The organism is Bifidobacterium asteroides (assembly GCF_003202755.1).
Lineage (GTDB): Bacteria > Actinomycetota > Actinomycetes > Actinomycetales > Bifidobacteriaceae > Bombiscardovia > Bombiscardovia asteroides_F.
Window position 1 is genome coordinate 127949 of record NZ_QGLK01000004.1, and the last position, 15001, is coordinate 142949.

Below are 15001 nucleotides of genomic sequence, written 5' to 3' on the forward strand. Positions count from 1 at the left end.
AGGACTAACGGTCGTTCTGATTGGCCACGTTGTTGATGACCACGTCGGCCACCTCCTGCATGGTCAGCCTGCGGTCCATGGAGGTCTTCTGGATCCAGCGGAAGGCCTCGGACTCGGTCATGCCCATGTTCTCCATGAGCAGACCCTTGGCCCGGTCCACACGCTTGCGGGCTTCGAAACGGGCCTTCATGTCGGTAACTTCGTCCTTCAGGGCGTTGATCTGGTCAAAGCGAGAGATGGCCACCTCAAGGGCCGGCAACAGCTTTTCCGGAGCGAAGGGTTTGACGACGTAGGCCATGGCCCCAGCATCAGCCGCCTTCTCGACCAAGCTCTGCTGGGAGAACGCCGTCAGCATAACCACAGGAGCCAGATTCTCCTTGCCGATCTCAGTGGCGGCGGTAATGCCATCAGTGCCGGGCATCTTCACGTCCATAACGACTACATCGGGCCTCAGCTCGCGAGTCAGATCAATGGCCTCCTGGCCGCTGGCCGCCTGACCTACCACGTCATAGCCGGCATCCTCGAGAGCTTCGACGGTATCGAGCCTGATCAAAGCCTCATCTTCCGCCACAACCACGGTCCGCCCTTCTGGGGAATCGCTGCGGTTCTTACTCTCTGAAGCCACTTTCAACCTCGTTTCCTGAAAGTCCATCCTGGCTTCACCGAAAACCGATGAGTGACGGATGGGGTTCGCTTTATCGTGCCCCCGGTGAGACTCGAACTCACACTGCACGGATTTTGAGGCCGTTTCCTCTACCAATTGGGATACGGGGGCTTTTCGTTACCACAGAGAATCTACCATACTTTGGCGACGACGCAAGGTTATCCGTGTTGAATCTGCCTTAGAATGAAGACAGTTATGTATACAGGCACATCAGCAGTCGAAGGAGAGCATGATGACCACTCAGATCTATCGACGGTTCGATCCTTGGCGCACCTCCCCCGTCCAGGAGAAAGCCCGCAAGCAAATTATGGACAGCCACTACTTCAGCGTCGACAGGGTCACCTTTGAATCCAGCGACAATCAGACCTTCGACCGCAGCATCGTCAGCGAGAAGCATGGAGACACCATCGCCGTCCTGGCCATCACCGACGACGGACGGATACCACTGGTCGAGCAGTATCGTCTGCCCACCCACCGCTGGACCCTTGAATTGCCGGCCGGCCATCCGCTCAACGACAAGGAAGCCCCCATCGATGTAGCCACCAGACGACTGCGCGAAGAGGCCGGATACAAGGCTGCCTCCTTTAACCAGTTCGCAAGGTTTATCAACACCCCCAGCTTTTCCACCCAACACACCACCCTCTTCTATGCCGAGGGCCTTACCCCGGTCCAGCCGGCCAGCCTGGCTCCAGAGACCCCACACCAGAATGTGCGACTTTTCACTGTGGCTGAGGCCTACGACATGGTGATCGCAGGGACCATACTGGATGCCAAGACCACCATCGCCATCCTGCGGGCCAAGATTGGACTGTCCGACCTGCACTGAGGCTGTTCCTGCGACAGCTGACTGCAGTCGATGCGGCTTAAACAGCTAGCCGACTGGCACAGGAACCTTCCTCGCATAGTGAACCGGTGGCCTCTCCACTACCCTGTCAGGCAGGCAAAGACCACCGGTTCGTTGTGCATTGGTGCCGAGCGAAGCTAACGGCTAGCCGCCCGGCTGACTCAGTCGACAGTCAGGCGGTAGGCCGGAAAATCAGTCGTTGGCGCCAACGGTGTGGACGTAGATGCAGTCGGTGTTTCCTGGCTCATACTCACCCTGGGCACTGCTGAGCACCACTAGGCAGTCGCCGTCGGAGACCTTGCCCTGCTTCTTCAAAGTGGAGTCCACGAAGGCCATGAGGCCTGCACGGTTGAAGTCGTGGTAATCCTGCATGCACATGAATGCCTCGGTGCCCCAGCTCAGTGCCAGCCAATGATAAGTGTGCTCATCGGTGGTCAGCGCATAGATGGGGGCGGCCGGACGCTCTCGGGAGACGCGGTGCACGGTATTGCCGGTCTGAGTGAAAGCCACGATGGCCTTGGCGTTGATCTTGTCAGCCAGGTCCACAGCTGCGGAGGAGACAGCACCAGAGTTGGACATGTCCAGGTTGTGCATATCCGGAATACGGTCAAACCCGTGGGTGGTGGCGTACTCGGAGATTCGGGCCATGGTGGAGACCGTGGTGTCTGGGTAGTCGCCCACGGCGGTCTCGTTGGAGGTCATGGTTGCGTCGGCACCGTCCAGAACAGCGTTGGCGCAGTCGGAAGCCTCGGCGCGGCTGGGGATGGGCGAATGAACCATAGAACCCAGGACCTCAGTGGCGACGATGACTGGCTTGGCGTACTGACGGGCCAGTTCGATGCAACGCTTGGTCACCAGAGGGACCTGCTCGAAGGGCATCTCCACAGCCATGTCGCCGCGGGCCACCATGATGCCATCAAAAGCCTTGACAATCTCCTCCAGGTTCTCAACGGCCTGGGGCTTCTCAATCTTGGCCACGATGGGGATGCGACGACCCTCCTCGTCCATGATCTCGTGGGCGCGGTCGATGTCTGTGGCGAAGCGGACGAAGGACATGGCAATGATGTCGGCGCCGGTGCGGATGCCCCAGCGCAGATCCTCTTCGTCCTTGGGGGTAAGTGCCGGCAGGCTCACGGCCACGCCGGGCAGGTTGATGCCCTTGTGGGAGGAGACCGGGCCGGCCACGACCACCTTGGTGTGGACCTGGTTGCCCTCGACCTTGGTGACCTCCAGACGGACCTTGCCGTCATCGATCAGGATGGGATCGCCGGGGTGGCAGTCCCCGGGCAGACCCTTGAAGGTGGTGGAGGTCATGTGCTCGTCACCCTCGACATCGTCGGTGGTGATAGTGAACTCCTGGCCCTCCTTGAGGATGACCTTGTCTTCGCCCTGCTCGTTCTTCTTGAACCAACCGCAACGAATCTTGGGACCCTGCAGATCGACCAGGGCCGCCACGTTGCGCCCAGTCTCCTTGCTGGCCTGACGCACGTTGTTGTAAACCTTGAGGTGATCTTCGGGGGTGCCATGGGACCGGTTGAGCCTGGCCACATCCATGCCGGCCTTGACCAGCTTGGTTATGTTCTCAAGCGACTCCGAAGCCGGCCCGATGGTATCGACGATCTTGGCTTTGCGCATATGCTACCTGCCTGTTCTTTTTCTTACTTACCGTTCCATTGTACAGACTCGGTCTGAAGGAAACCAGTATTTCCCGTTAGCGCTAACAATCCTTGTGACTCACGGGGTTGCTCATTGTTTCGTTCTCCGTGGGGCGGATTCAGACGACACCCGACGACTCTTGAGCACTGAAGCCAGAGCGGCGATGCCTACGGCCAAGACGATGACCAGCAGGGACGCCCAAGTCGGTATGTCCGGTACGACTTCCACGGGCTGTCCGCCGTTGATGAAGGGCAGCGTGTTGCCGTGCAGAGCCTCCATGATCAGCTTGACCCCGATGAAGGCCAGGACCACAGCCAGCCCCAGGGGCAGATACTCCAGCTTGTCCAGCAGGGATCCCAACAGGAAGTAAAGCTGCTGAAGGCCCAGCAGGGCGAAGACGTTGGAGGTGAAGACGATGAAGGGGTCCTTGGTCAGTCCGAAGATGGCCGGAATGGAGTCAAAGGCGAACATGACATCGGTGGTGCCGATGGCCAGGAAGACCACCAGCATGGGCGTGAAGTAGCGCTTGCCTTCGAAGGTGGTCCGCAGGTGCTCACCGTCATAGTGGCTGGTGATGGGGATGACCCGGCGCAGGACCCTGATAAGCCCGTTCTCGTGGTACTCCTCCTGCTTGCCTCGGCTGGAGACCATGTTCCAGGCGGTGTAGAGCAGGAAGAAGCCGAAGATGAAGAAGACCCAGGTGAAGCGGGTGATCAGCGCCGTTCCGGCCAGGATGAAGATGCCGCGCAGCAGCAGGGCGATGGTGATGCCGACGCTGAGTACATAACGCTGAAGACGCAAGGGCACAGCGAAGTTGCCCATGATGATGACAAAAACGAAGAGGTTGTCGATACTGAGCGAGTACTCGGTCAGCCAGCCCGAGTAGAACTCGATGGCCGGCTTGGATCCGGCCACCTTCCAGATCAGCGCACCAAAAATCAGGGCCATCACCACGAAGAACCCGATGTGCCGCACGCATTCGCCGGTCGAGGGCACATGTGGCCGCCGCCCGATCACCAGAAGATCGACCACAAAGAAGACGGCCAGCACAACCAGGCTTACAACCATGAACGGCAGAGGTGTCTCGGACATATCACCAGACTTTAGCGGCAAGATATGACGTGCTCATCTCCCCCGCCTGCACGTCAGAACATCCTCACAGAAGGCGCTCTGCAGATCGGGCCTGCAATGTCTTGCCTGACATCACAGACCTGCAACCTGGCCGGAGCGGGCCACTGGCCAATAGTAAAGAGCCGAGGGCCAAAACTTACTTTTTGGCCTCGGTCATCTGCCGCAGCTCCTTCTTCAGATCCTTGATCTCATCGCGCAAACGGGCCGCGAGCTCGAACTGCAGCTGTTGCGCAGCCGTGTGCATCTGGTCGCTTAACTGACGGATCAGGTCAGCAAGGTCCTGCGCCGGCAGACCAGCCTGGAGGATCTCCTGATGCCGCTTGTCGGCCTCCTCCTTGTCGTAGAGAGGCACGCCCAGATGGGAATTGCCGGCCTTGTTGGCGTTGCGGTAGCCGCCCGCCAACAGGGTCTGGGTATCCACATCCTCCTTGGCTAGCATGTCGTTGACGTCGCTGATCTTCTTGATCAACGGCTTGGGATCCACGCCGTGCTCCTTGTTGTAGGCGATCTGCTTGGCTCGGCGACGGTTGGTCTCGCTGATGGCTTTGTTCATGGAGTCAGTGACCTCGTCGGCGTACATGATGACCTTGCCGGACACATTTCTGGCGGCACGGCCGATGGTCTGGATCAGTGAGCGGTAGGAACGCAGGAAGCCCTCCTTGTCCGCATCCAGAATGGCCACCAGGGAGACCTCGGGCAGGTCTAGCCCCTCACGCAAGAGGTTGATGCCCACGATGACGTCGATCTTGCCCTCGCGCAGTTCGCGTAGGAGTTCCACCCTCCTCAGGGTGTCTACGTCAGAGTGCAGGTATTCCACCTTGATGTCGCGCTCAAGCAGATAGTCGGTCAGGTCCTCGGCCATCTTCTTGGTCAGCGTGGTCACCAAGACCCGCTCATGACGATCCACCCGGGTCTTGATCTCGTCCAGAAGGTCGTCCACCTGGCCCTTGACATGCCTTACCTCCACCTCGGGATCCAGCAGACCGGTGGGCCGTATGACCTGCTCTACTACCCCGTCAGACAGGCCCATCTCATAGTCGCCCGGTGTTGCTGACAAGTAGACGGTCTGGCCCACCTTGTCCAGAAACTCGGGCCACTTCAGCGGACGGTTGTCCATAGCCGAGGGCAGACGGAAGCCGTGCTCCACCAGGGTCCGCTTGCGGCTGGCATCCCCCTCATACATGGCTCCGATCTGGGGGACGGTCACATGGGACTCATCAATGACCAGCAGGAAGTCGTCAGGAAAGAAGTCCAGCAGGGTGTGGGGCGGTGTCCCAGGTTCGCGCCCGTCGAAGTGACGGGAGTAGTTCTCCACTCCGGAGCAAGTGCCGATCTGGGTGAGCATCTCCAGATCGTAGGTGGTGCGCATGGTCAGCCTCTGGGCCTCCAGCTCCTTGCCCTGCTTGCGTAGCTGGCCCACACGCCAGTCCAGCTCCTCCTTGATGGTCTTCAGGGCGCGCTCCATCCGCTCGGGACCGGCCACATAGTGGGATGCGGGGAAGATGTGCACTGAGGTCTCATGGGCAATCTCGTCCCCGGTCAGCGGGTGCAGAGTGGAGATGCGATCGATCTCGTCACCAAAGAATTCGATGCGGACGGCCAGCTCCTCATAGACGGGGATGATCTCGACCGTGTCGCCGCGCACGCGGAAGGTACCTCGGGTGAAGGCGATGTCGTTGCGCTTGTACTGCATGTCCACGAACTTGCGCAGTAGGTCATCCCGGTTGATCCGGTCCCCCTCGTGCAGGAAGAGCATGCGTCCGGCATACTCCTCGGGCGTGCCCAAGCCGTAGATGCAGGAGACGGTAGCCACCACCACGCAGTCGCGCCTGGTCAGCAGGTTGGCCGTGGCGGCGTGCCGGAGCCGCTCCACGTCGTCGTTGATGTTCGAGTCCTTCTCGATATAGGTATCCGTCTGGGGGATGTAGGCCTCAGGCTGGTAGTAGTCGTAATAGGAAACGAAATAGGAGACCGCATTGTCGGGCATGAGCTCCCTGAACTCGGCGCAGAGCTGGGCTGCCAGGGTCTTGTTGGGCTCCAGAATCAGAGTGGGCCGCTGCAGACGCTCGATTAGCCAGGCTGTGGTCGCGGTCTTGCCGGTGCCGGTGGCGCCCATGAGCACCACATCGTTCTCGCCATTCTCGATCCGCGTAGCCAGCTCCTCAATGGCCTCTGGCTGGTCGCCGGAGGGCTTGTAGGGAGACTTGACCACGAAGGGCTTATTGGTCCGCTCAATGTTGAACCCCATGAAACTCCCTTCCAGGATGCGTCATTCGCCAAGGCCGTCAGTCACGGTGCGAGGATCCCTTGGCCAAGGCCTTCAATTCTTTATATATTCTATCAACAGACTCGAACATTTGTTCGATAGGCTGGGACCCGTTCACCAGCAGATCGGCCTGAGCGCGTCGCGCACTGCTGTTGGTCTGAGAGCCGATGCGCTCAACAGCCTGACTCGTGGTCATATGCCGCTGATTCACCATGCGCGCAATCCTCACCTGGCTGGGGGCCTCTACCAGCAGAACCTTGTTGAAATGAAAAGGAATGGCAGAGCGCACCTCGGTCAGCAAAGGCACCTCATGGACCACCACCTCGGAACCTTCCAGCCAGGGCTGCTCGGCCTTGGCGGCCAGGTCATAGACCAGCGGATGAATGATCTCGTCCAGGTCCTTGCGGTCCCAGTCAGCCGTCGGCCCTCCGAAGACCCGTGCAGCCAGGGCTGACCTGTCCACTCCCCCATGGCCGTCCCCGCAGTCTGCTCCGAATCGCTCCAGGACCGGCCCGACACCAGGTCCGCCCGGAGCGATGACCTCATGGGAGAGCCTGTCGTAGTCGATGACCCTGGCCCCGTCCTGAGCCAGCCGAGCCGCCACCGTGCTCTTGCCGGCCGCTATCCCACCGGTCAATCCCACACGTATCATCCCGACCTCCCACATATACCTTATGGCGGCAGATACAAATGGAGGGGCCCGACCGAGGCCGGACCCCTCCATTCACTACTTAATGCTCACTTCTTTTCCTTGAGCAGCTGCTCGCGCAGGGCGGCCAGCTGGTCGTCGGAGGCCAAGGTGCCCTCGGAGCTGGACTCCGAGCTGTAGTTGGTAGTCTCCTCGGAGCTCTGACGGTGGGAGTGAGAACCGGCGGCAGGCGCCTGGGAGGACCGGCTGTCCTCGGCGGCCGAAGCCTCGGCGTTCTCCAGCTCCTTGGCCACGAAGGCCTTGTGCTGCTCCCAGAGGTCGTGGGCAGCCGCATACTGGGACTCCCACTCCTCCCGCTGCTTCTCGTAGCCGGCGATCCACTCGTTGGTCTCGGGGTCGAAGCCCTCGGGGTACTTGTAGTTGCCGTCCTCGTCGTACTCGGCAGGCATGCCGTAGATGGCCGGATCGAAGTCCTCGGAGGTCGGATCGACGGAGTCATCGGCCTGCTTGAGGGACAGGGAGATACGGCGGCGATCCAGGTCGACGTCGATGACCTTGACGAAGATCTCCTCGCCCTGCTTGACGACGGTCTCGGGGTTCTCCACGTGGCGGTTGGCCAGCTCGGAGATGTGGACCAGGCCCTCGATACCGTCCTCGACGGAGACGAAGACGCCGAACTGCACAATCTTGGTGACCTTGCCCTTGACGATCTGTCCGGGCACATGGGTCCGGGCAAAGCGCTGCCAAGGATCTTCCTGGGTGGCCTTGAGGGACAGCGAGATGCGCTCGCGGTCCATATCGACATCCAGCACCTCGACGGTGACCTTGTCGCCCACCTTGACAACTTCACTGGGGTGATCGATGTGCTTCCAGGAGAGCTCGGAGACGTGGATCAGGCCGTCCACACCGCCCAGGTCGACGAAGGCGCCGAAGTTGACGATGGAGCTGACCGTGCCCTCGCGGATCTGGCCCTTCTTGAGCTGGGCCATGAAGGTCTCGCGCACCTCGGACTGGGTCTCCTCCAGGTACTGGCGGCGGGAGAGGACCACGTTGTTGCGGTTCTTGTCCAGCTCCAGGATCTTGGCCTTGATCTTCTGCCCGATGTAGGGAGACAGGTCGCGCACGCGACGCATCTCGACCAGGGATGCGGGCAGGAAGCCACGCAGGCCGATGTCGACGATGAGTCCGCCCTTGACGGCCTCGATGACGGTGCCCTCGACGACCCCGTCAGCCTCCTTGATCTTCTCGATGTCGCCCCAGGCACGCTCGTACTGAGCACGCTTCTTGGACAGGATCAGACGACCTTCCTTGTCCTCCTTGGTGACGACCAGAGCCTCGATGGTGTCACCGACCTGGACCACGTCGTCGGGATCGACATCCTTCTTGATGGAAAGCTCGCGGGAGGGAATCACACCCTCGGTCTTGTAGCCGATGTCCAGCAGAACCTCGTCATGGTCGATCTTAACGACCGTCCCCTCGACCAGATCCCCATCGTCGAAGTTCTTGATGGTGGAATCGACTGCCTTGATGAAGTCTTCCTCGGATCCGATGTCATTGACCGCGACCTGGGGGACTTCCTTCTTGTTCTCTGCCATTAATTAAATTGTTTCTTGTATAGTTGGTGGATATTTTTACCGTATTGAGTTATGCGTTCCCGCCGGCGGGCGCGAACATTCCCTATGATAGGAGACACCACGGTCATTGTCGCCGGGGAGCCTCGGGCGTGTCGCAGGCAGGGATTACTGCGGCTCGCTCAGCGGATTCGACCACATTGACCAGAAGCATGGCCCGGGTCATGGGTCCCACGCCGCCGGGATTAGGTGTATAGGCGGCTGCAGACAGTTTGGCTGACGGATCGATATCGCCCTTGATCCGCCAGCGCCCCTCCTGCTGATCCCAGATCCGGGAAACGCCTACATCAACCAGAACAGCACCTTGGCGAACCTGGTCTGGGCCAACCAGCCCGGCTCGGCCCACGGCCGCGATAATCACATCAGCCCTGCGCAGATGGGCATCAACGTCCCTGGTACGGGTATGACAGAGGGTCACGGTAGCATCCACCCCGCGGTTGGTCAGAAGCAACCCGATGGTGCGGCCCACGGTCAATCCTCGGCCCAGCACGCAGACATCCTTGCCGGCCAGGTCAATCCCGTAATGGTCCAGCAGGTACAGGATCCCCCTTGGGGTGCAGGGCAGGGGGGTCCGTACCTGGCCGTCGGTATGCAGGACCAGCTGGCCCAGGTTGTAGGGATGCATGCCGTCGGCGTCCTTGGCCGGATCGATGCGATCGATGATCTCAGTAGGATCCACGCCATCGGGCAGGGGCAGCTGGACGATGTAGCCGGTGCAGTCAGGATCCTGGTTGAGCTGATCTACTGCAGCAAGAATCCGCTCCTTGCCGGCATCGGCAGGCAAATCCACACGGATGGACCGGATGCCTACCTGGCTGCAGTCCCGGTGCTTGCCCTCTACATACTTGAGCGAACCGGGGTCATCCCCCACCAGAATGGTCCCCAGGCCAGGAGTGCGTCCCATGGCCGTCAGCCTCGCCACACGAGCGCGCAGGTCCTCCTTGAGTTCCGCAGCCGCCGCTTTTCCGTCCAGTTTCACTGCAGTCAATACATCTCCATCATCCAAGCGGGCACAAACCCTTGTCGAAGTCGTCTGAGCCAGACTAGCGCAGATTCCTCCCCGACTGGAACCACCGTCCAGGAGCCGGTACGGGAGGACTTGGCTGATCAGGTTGCGCGCTGTCCCATCCCCAGCGATAATGAGAATCATGCTCAATAAGAGCAGGATTGCCGTTTTGAATCCTTGGTTGTATTGCGGATCCCTGCCGGAAAGGACGTCATGGATACGGACACGGATAGAACATCCACGCAGGCCTGCATCGTCTTTGACCATGCCGCCATCCGCCGATCCGGGCGGCTGATCTGGTCGGAGGGAACTTTCGCCATTCCATCGGGGACCGTGACCGCCATTGTGGGCACCAACGGAACTGGCAAGACCAGCATGATGCAGGCCGAGCTGGGTCTGCTCCCCCTGGATGCCGGCAGTCTGCAGGTCCTGGGGCAGCCGGCCGGCCAGGCCAACGACCGCATCGGCTACGTACCCCAGAGCTACACCTCGGATATCGACTCCAACCTTACGGCCGAGCAATCCGTTCTGCTGGGGCTGACCGGCACCCGGTTCGGCATTCACCCCGTCACCAGGCAGGACCGCGAGCGCGCTAGAAAGGCCATGTGCTTCGTCGGCGTGGAGGATAGGGCCCACCTGCGCCTCTCCCAGCTCTCCGGCGGCCTGCGCCAGCGGGTGGCCATCGCCCAGGCCCTGGTCTGTGATCCTGATCTGCTCATGCTTGATGAGCCCTTGGCCAATCTGGACCTGGCCGGTCAACGCGCCACCGTCCATCTGCTGGCACAGCTCAACAGCCGTCTGGGCATGACCATCCAGGTGGTGGCCCATGATCTGAACATGCTGCTGCCTGTACTGACCGGGGCAGTCTACCTGCTGGATGGGCACCCCCACTACGCCCGCATGGACGACGTGCTGGACTCGAACCTGCTCACCCACCTCTACGGCACCAAGGTGGAGGTGGTCACCACTCCCCAGGGGGACATATTCGTGGCCCCCGACATGGATGAGCCGATCGGACCCGTCCACAATCGCTATCAACCCAGCCAGGTGGCCCGCCTACACGGGACGGACCGGGAAAGGACCTCATGACCACACCAGTCTTCGACTCCCATTGGATAGAGATCCTCGCCGCCCCCTTCATGCACAACGCCATGGTTGCTGGACTGTGCATCGCCGTGGCCGCCGGAGCCATGGGCTACTTCACCATCGCCAGGCACTCAACCTTCGCCGCCCATGCCCTGGCCCACATCGGTCTGCCTGGCGCCACGGGGGCCGTTTTGCTGGGGCTGCCGGTCTCTGCCGGCATGGGCCTGTTCGCCCTGGGTGGGGCGCTGGTCATCGGAGCCCTGGGCAAACGGGCTTCCCAGCGGGAGATCGCCACGGGCACGGTCCTGGCCTTCGCCACCGGTCTGGGACTCTTCTTCGCCAGGATGTCCAGCTCGGCCTCCCAGCAGATGCAGGCCATCCTCTTCGGATCCATCCTAACCATCACCCGAGGGCAGGTCATCGGCTTCCTGATCTTCGATGCAATCCTGCTGATCCTGCTGGCCCTGATCTACCGGCCCCTGCTCTTCAGCTCTCTTGATGAGCAAGTGGCCCAGGCCCGCGGCGTGCCCGTCGGGCTGATGAACCTGACCTTCATGGCCATCATGGCCGGGGTCATCACCATCGCCGTCCCTGCAGTGGGGACCCTGCTCATCTTCGCCCTGGTCGTCACCCCGGCGGCCACGGCCAACATCCTGGTGGCCTCTCCCCTGCGGGCCATGCTCCTGTCAGGACTGATCTGCCTGGCTTCCATCTGGGGAGGCCTGGTGATTTCGGCCATGGTACCGGCCCCTCCAAGCTTCATCATCGTAACCCTGTCCACCCTCTTCTGGGCGCTGGCCAAGGGATGGGCGGCCCTGCGCGCCTGATGCCGGTCAGTCCACCAGGGCGGTGGCTATGACGGCAATGCCCTCGTCGTGACCAGTAAAACCCATGCCATCAGTGGTGGTAGCGGTCAGCCGAACCGGTGCCCCGACGGCCTGGCTCATGGCTTGCTGGGCCAGGTGACGGCGTGAGGAAATTCTGGGGCGCTGGCCGACTATGACCAGGGAGGCGTTAAGCAACCTGCGACCGTGCTCATGCAGGTAGTCCATGGTCTCCTCCAGCATGGCCGCCCCGTGCATGCCCGCCCCGGGAGCCTGTGCTCCCAGGCCGAATAAAGTGCCGATATCGCCCAGGTCGGCAGCTGACAAGATGGCATCAATCAGGGCATGGGCAGCCGCATCGCCGTCAGAATCACCCAGCAGGCCGGGGGTTCCGTCATTCCAGAACAGACATGCCAGCCAGAGGGGGCGCCCGCCAGTCGGGTCGAATCGATGGGCGTCAAAGCCCAGTCCGACGCTTGGATGACCCATGACCGGCTCCGGCCTCAGCGCTTGGCCTTGGTCTTACCCTTGCCCTTGTTCTTGGCAGCCTCCTGGGCCACCCGTGCCAGGGTCTTGGAAGCCGGCTCCTTGGGGGACTTGGTATGGTGCTTGTCGTCACCGGGCATGGGGTCTGCATAGCCCAGGTTGACGTCCAGCAGGCGCTGGGCCTCGTCCTCGTCCAGCTTCTCGGACAGGGCGATCTCGGAGGTCAGGATCTTGCGGGCCTTGATCAGCATCCGCTTCTCGCCCGCCGACAGCCCGTGCTCGTCCACGTCGCGCTGGGAAAGGTCACGCACCACCTCGGCGATCTTGTTGACCTCGCCGGTGGCGATCTTCTCCACGTTCAGCTTGTAGCGGCGGGACCAGTTCATCTCCTTCTCCTCGACCACCGGAGTGCGCAGGATCTCGAAGACCTTGGCCACCGCCTTGGCATCGACGATGTCCCTGACGCCCACCTTGGCTGCGTTCTCGACGGGGACGTTGATGACCAGCCCATCAGAGGAGAGCACGGACAGCTGCAGGTACTTGCGGGTGACGCCCTTGACGGTCCGTTCGGTGATGGCGTCCACCCTGGCGGCCCCATGACGCGGATAGACGACCATGTCACCGACCTTGTAACCCATATGTCCTCCAGAACGAGTCGATAAAATACCATATAATAATGTCATTGCGCATGGACTTGCCGACGGGGACTCGGAGACGACGCGATTCTCTGCGAGCACACTTCCCCTGGAGGCTCTGAAGACTATTCTGGAAGAAACGACGGTGGTGGAACGAATGCCGGCAAGGCTCCACCCCGCATGACGAGCATCGTTTTGCGGATCAGTGATCGAAGACAGAGGTAGGCATGATCAAAAACACAAGCCGCTACACTACACCCAGCACCATCCTGGTGGTTGAGGATGAACCCACCCTGGCCACCGCCATCGCCCAGCGCATCACCGCCGAAGGGTGGACGGCCCGGGTGGCCTCGGACGGTGCCAGCGCCGTGCAGGCCGCATCCCAGATCAAACCCGACCTGGTCATCATGGATATCATGCTGCCCGTCATGGACGGCTTGGAGGCCACCAAGCGGATCGTGGCCGAGCGGCCGGTGCCTGTGCTGATTCTGACCGCCCGGGACGACGAGGCCGACAAGGTGACCGGTCTGGGCGCCGGTGCCGACGACTACATGACCAAGCCCTTCTCCATGCGCGAGCTGATCGCCCGCTGCAAGGCCCTTCTACGCCGGGTGGAGCGAGCCAAAGTCATCGCCAAGAACTCCGAGAACGAAAAGGTGCTGGACTTCGGATCCCTGGTCATCGACCCGGCCCAGCGCATCGTGACCCTGCGCGGGGAGCAGATCCATCTGACCCCCACTGAATTCGACCTGCTGGCCACGCTGGCCCGTCGGCCCAAGTCTGTGCTCACCCGCGAGAAGCTGCTGGAGGAGGTCTGGGACTGGGTGGATGCCTCGGGCACCAGGACGGTGGATTCCCACGTCAAAGCCCTGCGCCACAAGCTGGGCTCGCAGATGATCCGCACCGTGCATGGAGTGGGATACGCCTTCGAGCCGCCCGAGGATCAGGAACAGGATCAGCGGTAACGACCGCGGATGCACGCCATGAGCAAGGACGGCAGAAGCCGGCGCAAGGGACCTAGTCTGAGTGCGCGAGTGGATCGCGAACGGCCTATCGGATCCTTCGCCTCATTGAAGGTGGAGCTGAGCGTCCTGATCATCATCTCCACAGCCATCGCTTTTGTCATGGCCTGGTTCTTGCTGAAGATGGGCTGGAGCGGCTGGATTGCCATGCCGCTGACCCTGGTGGTGGCCCTGGGAATTACCTACTTCTTCTCCCGAGGGCTCACCGCTCCCCTGCGGCAGATGCGGGATGCGGCCGAAGCCATGGCCGACGGGGACTACACGGTCCGGGTCCACGCCACGACGACCAGCCATGACGAAGTGGGACTTCTGGCCCAGTCCTTCAACGAGATGGCCGAAGAACTCCAGCACGCCGATCAGATGCGCCGGGACATGGTCGCCAATGTCAGCCACGAGCTGCGCACCCCCGTCTCGGCCCTGCAGGCCATGGTGGAGAACATGGCGGACGGGGTGACCGAGCCCACGCCAGCCAACCTGGAGGGAATTCTGGAGCAGACCCACCGCCTGTCCGACCTGATCGCCTTCCTGCTGGACCTGTCGCGGATGGAGGCCGGTGCCGCCAGCCTGCAGATCGAGGACTTCGACTTCGGGGACTTCATTGACGAGACCCTTCAGCCTCTGGCCATAGCCGACGCCGGGCACGCCCACGACATCCAGGTGGACCTGGAGAAGGGGCTGAGAATGGAGGGCGACCAGGACCGGTTGCGTCAGCTCTTCACCAACGTCATCAGCAACGCCCTGAAGCACTCGGCCGACGGCACCACGGTGCTGATCCAGGCCCACGAAGATCGGCAGCAGGAGACCATAGTCACCAACGTGGTCAACTTCGGCTCGCAGATACCCCCCGAAGCCCGCACCGACATCTTCCGGCGCTTCGTCAAGGGCAAGGCCGGACCAGGCACCGAGTCGGGAGGCACCGGGCTGGGGCTGTCCATCGCACGCTGGGCGGCCCAACTGCATGGAGGCCAGGTGCAGGTGGTAGACGATCCGCGCGGAGCGGACTTCGAAATCACCTTGCCCAGATACCACCGCGATCCCGATGAGGACGAGGGGGATGGGGGCCGCTCCGGCAGGTCCGACGCGCCGCATTGACGGGCAGGC

14 protein-coding genes and 1 tRNA gene are annotated in these 15001 nt (G+C 61.6%); 5 read left to right on the plus strand and 10 right to left on the minus strand.

The window, feature by feature from the left end; translation table 11 throughout:
• Nucleotides 1-4: 4 nt before the first annotated feature.
• Together DKK74_RS04615 and DKK74_RS04620 are read right to left on the minus strand one after the other, a co-directional pair.
• Nucleotides 5-652, minus strand: a complete 648-nt coding sequence (locus DKK74_RS04615; RefSeq protein WP_110413020.1) for an ANTAR domain-containing response regulator — start codon at nucleotides 650-652, stop codon at nucleotides 5-7.
• Between the two features lie 49 nt (nucleotides 653-701).
• Nucleotides 702-775: transfer RNA gene (locus DKK74_RS04620), tRNA-Leu, on the minus strand.
• A 121-nt stretch (nucleotides 776-896) separates the two neighbouring features.
• Here DKK74_RS04620 and DKK74_RS04625 point away from each other — a divergent pair.
• Entirely contained in the window at nucleotides 897-1490 is a 594-nt protein-coding gene (locus DKK74_RS04625; protein ID WP_110413021.1) for an NUDIX domain-containing protein, read from the plus strand.
• 210 nt (nucleotides 1491-1700) lie between these two features.
• On the opposite strand, the gene pyk is transcribed toward DKK74_RS04625, so the two are convergent.
• The 6 genes from pyk to DKK74_RS04655 all read right to left on the minus strand — a co-directional run bounded on the left by pyk (nucleotide 1701) and on the right by DKK74_RS04655 (nucleotide 9829).
• Nucleotides 1701-3143, minus strand: a complete 1443-nt coding sequence (pyk, locus tag DKK74_RS04630; protein WP_110413022.1) for a pyruvate kinase — start codon at nucleotides 3141-3143, stop codon at nucleotides 1701-1703.
• Between the two features lie 111 nt (nucleotides 3144-3254).
• Nucleotides 3255-4256: a TerC family protein gene (locus DKK74_RS04635; RefSeq protein ID WP_110413023.1), complete on the minus strand. Its 1002-nt coding sequence runs from the start codon at nucleotides 4254-4256 to the stop codon at nucleotides 3255-3257.
• A gap of 175 nt (nucleotides 4257-4431) precedes the next feature.
• Complete coding sequence (gene uvrB, locus DKK74_RS04640) at nucleotides 4432-6543, minus strand: excinuclease ABC subunit UvrB (protein ID WP_110413024.1); 2112 nt, start codon at nucleotides 6541-6543, stop codon at nucleotides 4432-4434.
• Nucleotides 6544-6580: 37 nt separating this feature from the next.
• The gene (gene coaE / locus DKK74_RS04645; RefSeq protein ID WP_110413287.1) at nucleotides 6581-7213 is read right to left on the minus strand and encodes a dephospho-CoA kinase; all 633 of its coding nucleotides are present in this window, start codon (nucleotides 7211-7213) and stop codon (nucleotides 6581-6583) included.
• A gap of 86 nt (nucleotides 7214-7299) precedes the next feature.
• Nucleotides 7300-8805, minus strand: a complete 1506-nt coding sequence (gene rpsA, locus DKK74_RS04650; protein WP_110413025.1) for a 30S ribosomal protein S1 — start codon at nucleotides 8803-8805, stop codon at nucleotides 7300-7302.
• Nucleotides 8806-8908: 103 nt separating this feature from the next.
• Nucleotides 8909-9829: a bifunctional methylenetetrahydrofolate dehydrogenase/methenyltetrahydrofolate cyclohydrolase gene (locus DKK74_RS04655; RefSeq protein ID WP_110413026.1), complete on the minus strand. Its 921-nt coding sequence runs from the start codon at nucleotides 9827-9829 to the stop codon at nucleotides 8909-8911.
• A gap of 231 nt (nucleotides 9830-10060) precedes the next feature.
• Between DKK74_RS04655 and DKK74_RS04660 the strand changes: the two genes are divergently transcribed.
• Together DKK74_RS04660 and DKK74_RS04665 are read left to right on the plus strand one after the other, a co-directional pair.
• Nucleotides 10061-10936, plus strand: coding sequence for an ABC transporter ATP-binding protein (locus tag DKK74_RS04660; protein WP_110413027.1), 876 nt, complete (start codon nucleotides 10061-10063; stop codon nucleotides 10934-10936).
• On the plus strand, nucleotides 10933-11760 hold the full coding sequence (locus DKK74_RS04665; protein ID WP_110413028.1) for a metal ABC transporter permease: 828 nt from the start codon (nucleotides 10933-10935) through the stop codon (nucleotides 11758-11760). The genes DKK74_RS04660 and DKK74_RS04665 overlap by 4 nt, the downstream gene beginning before the upstream one ends.
• Nucleotides 11761-11766: 6 nt before the next feature.
• Here DKK74_RS04665 and DKK74_RS04670 read toward each other — a convergent pair whose 3' ends face one another.
• Both DKK74_RS04670 and DKK74_RS04675 read right to left on the minus strand, forming a co-directional pair.
• Nucleotides 11767-12246 (minus strand): 2-C-methyl-D-erythritol 2,4-cyclodiphosphate synthase, encoded by a 480-nt coding sequence (locus DKK74_RS04670; RefSeq protein ID WP_110413029.1) that lies wholly within the window; start codon nucleotides 12244-12246, stop codon nucleotides 11767-11769.
• Nucleotides 12247-12260: 14 nt separating this feature from the next.
• On the minus strand, nucleotides 12261-12881 hold the full coding sequence (locus DKK74_RS04675; RefSeq protein WP_110413030.1) for a CarD family transcriptional regulator: 621 nt from the start codon (nucleotides 12879-12881) through the stop codon (nucleotides 12261-12263).
• 224 nt (nucleotides 12882-13105) lie between these two features.
• Here DKK74_RS04675 and DKK74_RS04680 point away from each other — a divergent pair, with 224 nt between their 5' ends.
• The gene (locus tag DKK74_RS04680) at nucleotides 13106-13843 is read left to right on the plus strand and encodes a response regulator transcription factor (RefSeq protein ID WP_110413031.1); all 738 of its coding nucleotides are present in this window, start codon (nucleotides 13106-13108) and stop codon (nucleotides 13841-13843) included.
• Nucleotides 13844-13861: 18 nt separating this feature from the next.
• Entirely contained in the window at nucleotides 13862-14992 is a 1131-nt protein-coding gene (locus DKK74_RS04685) for a sensor histidine kinase (RefSeq protein ID WP_110413288.1), read from the plus strand.
• Nucleotides 14993-15001 lie beyond the last annotated feature (9 nt).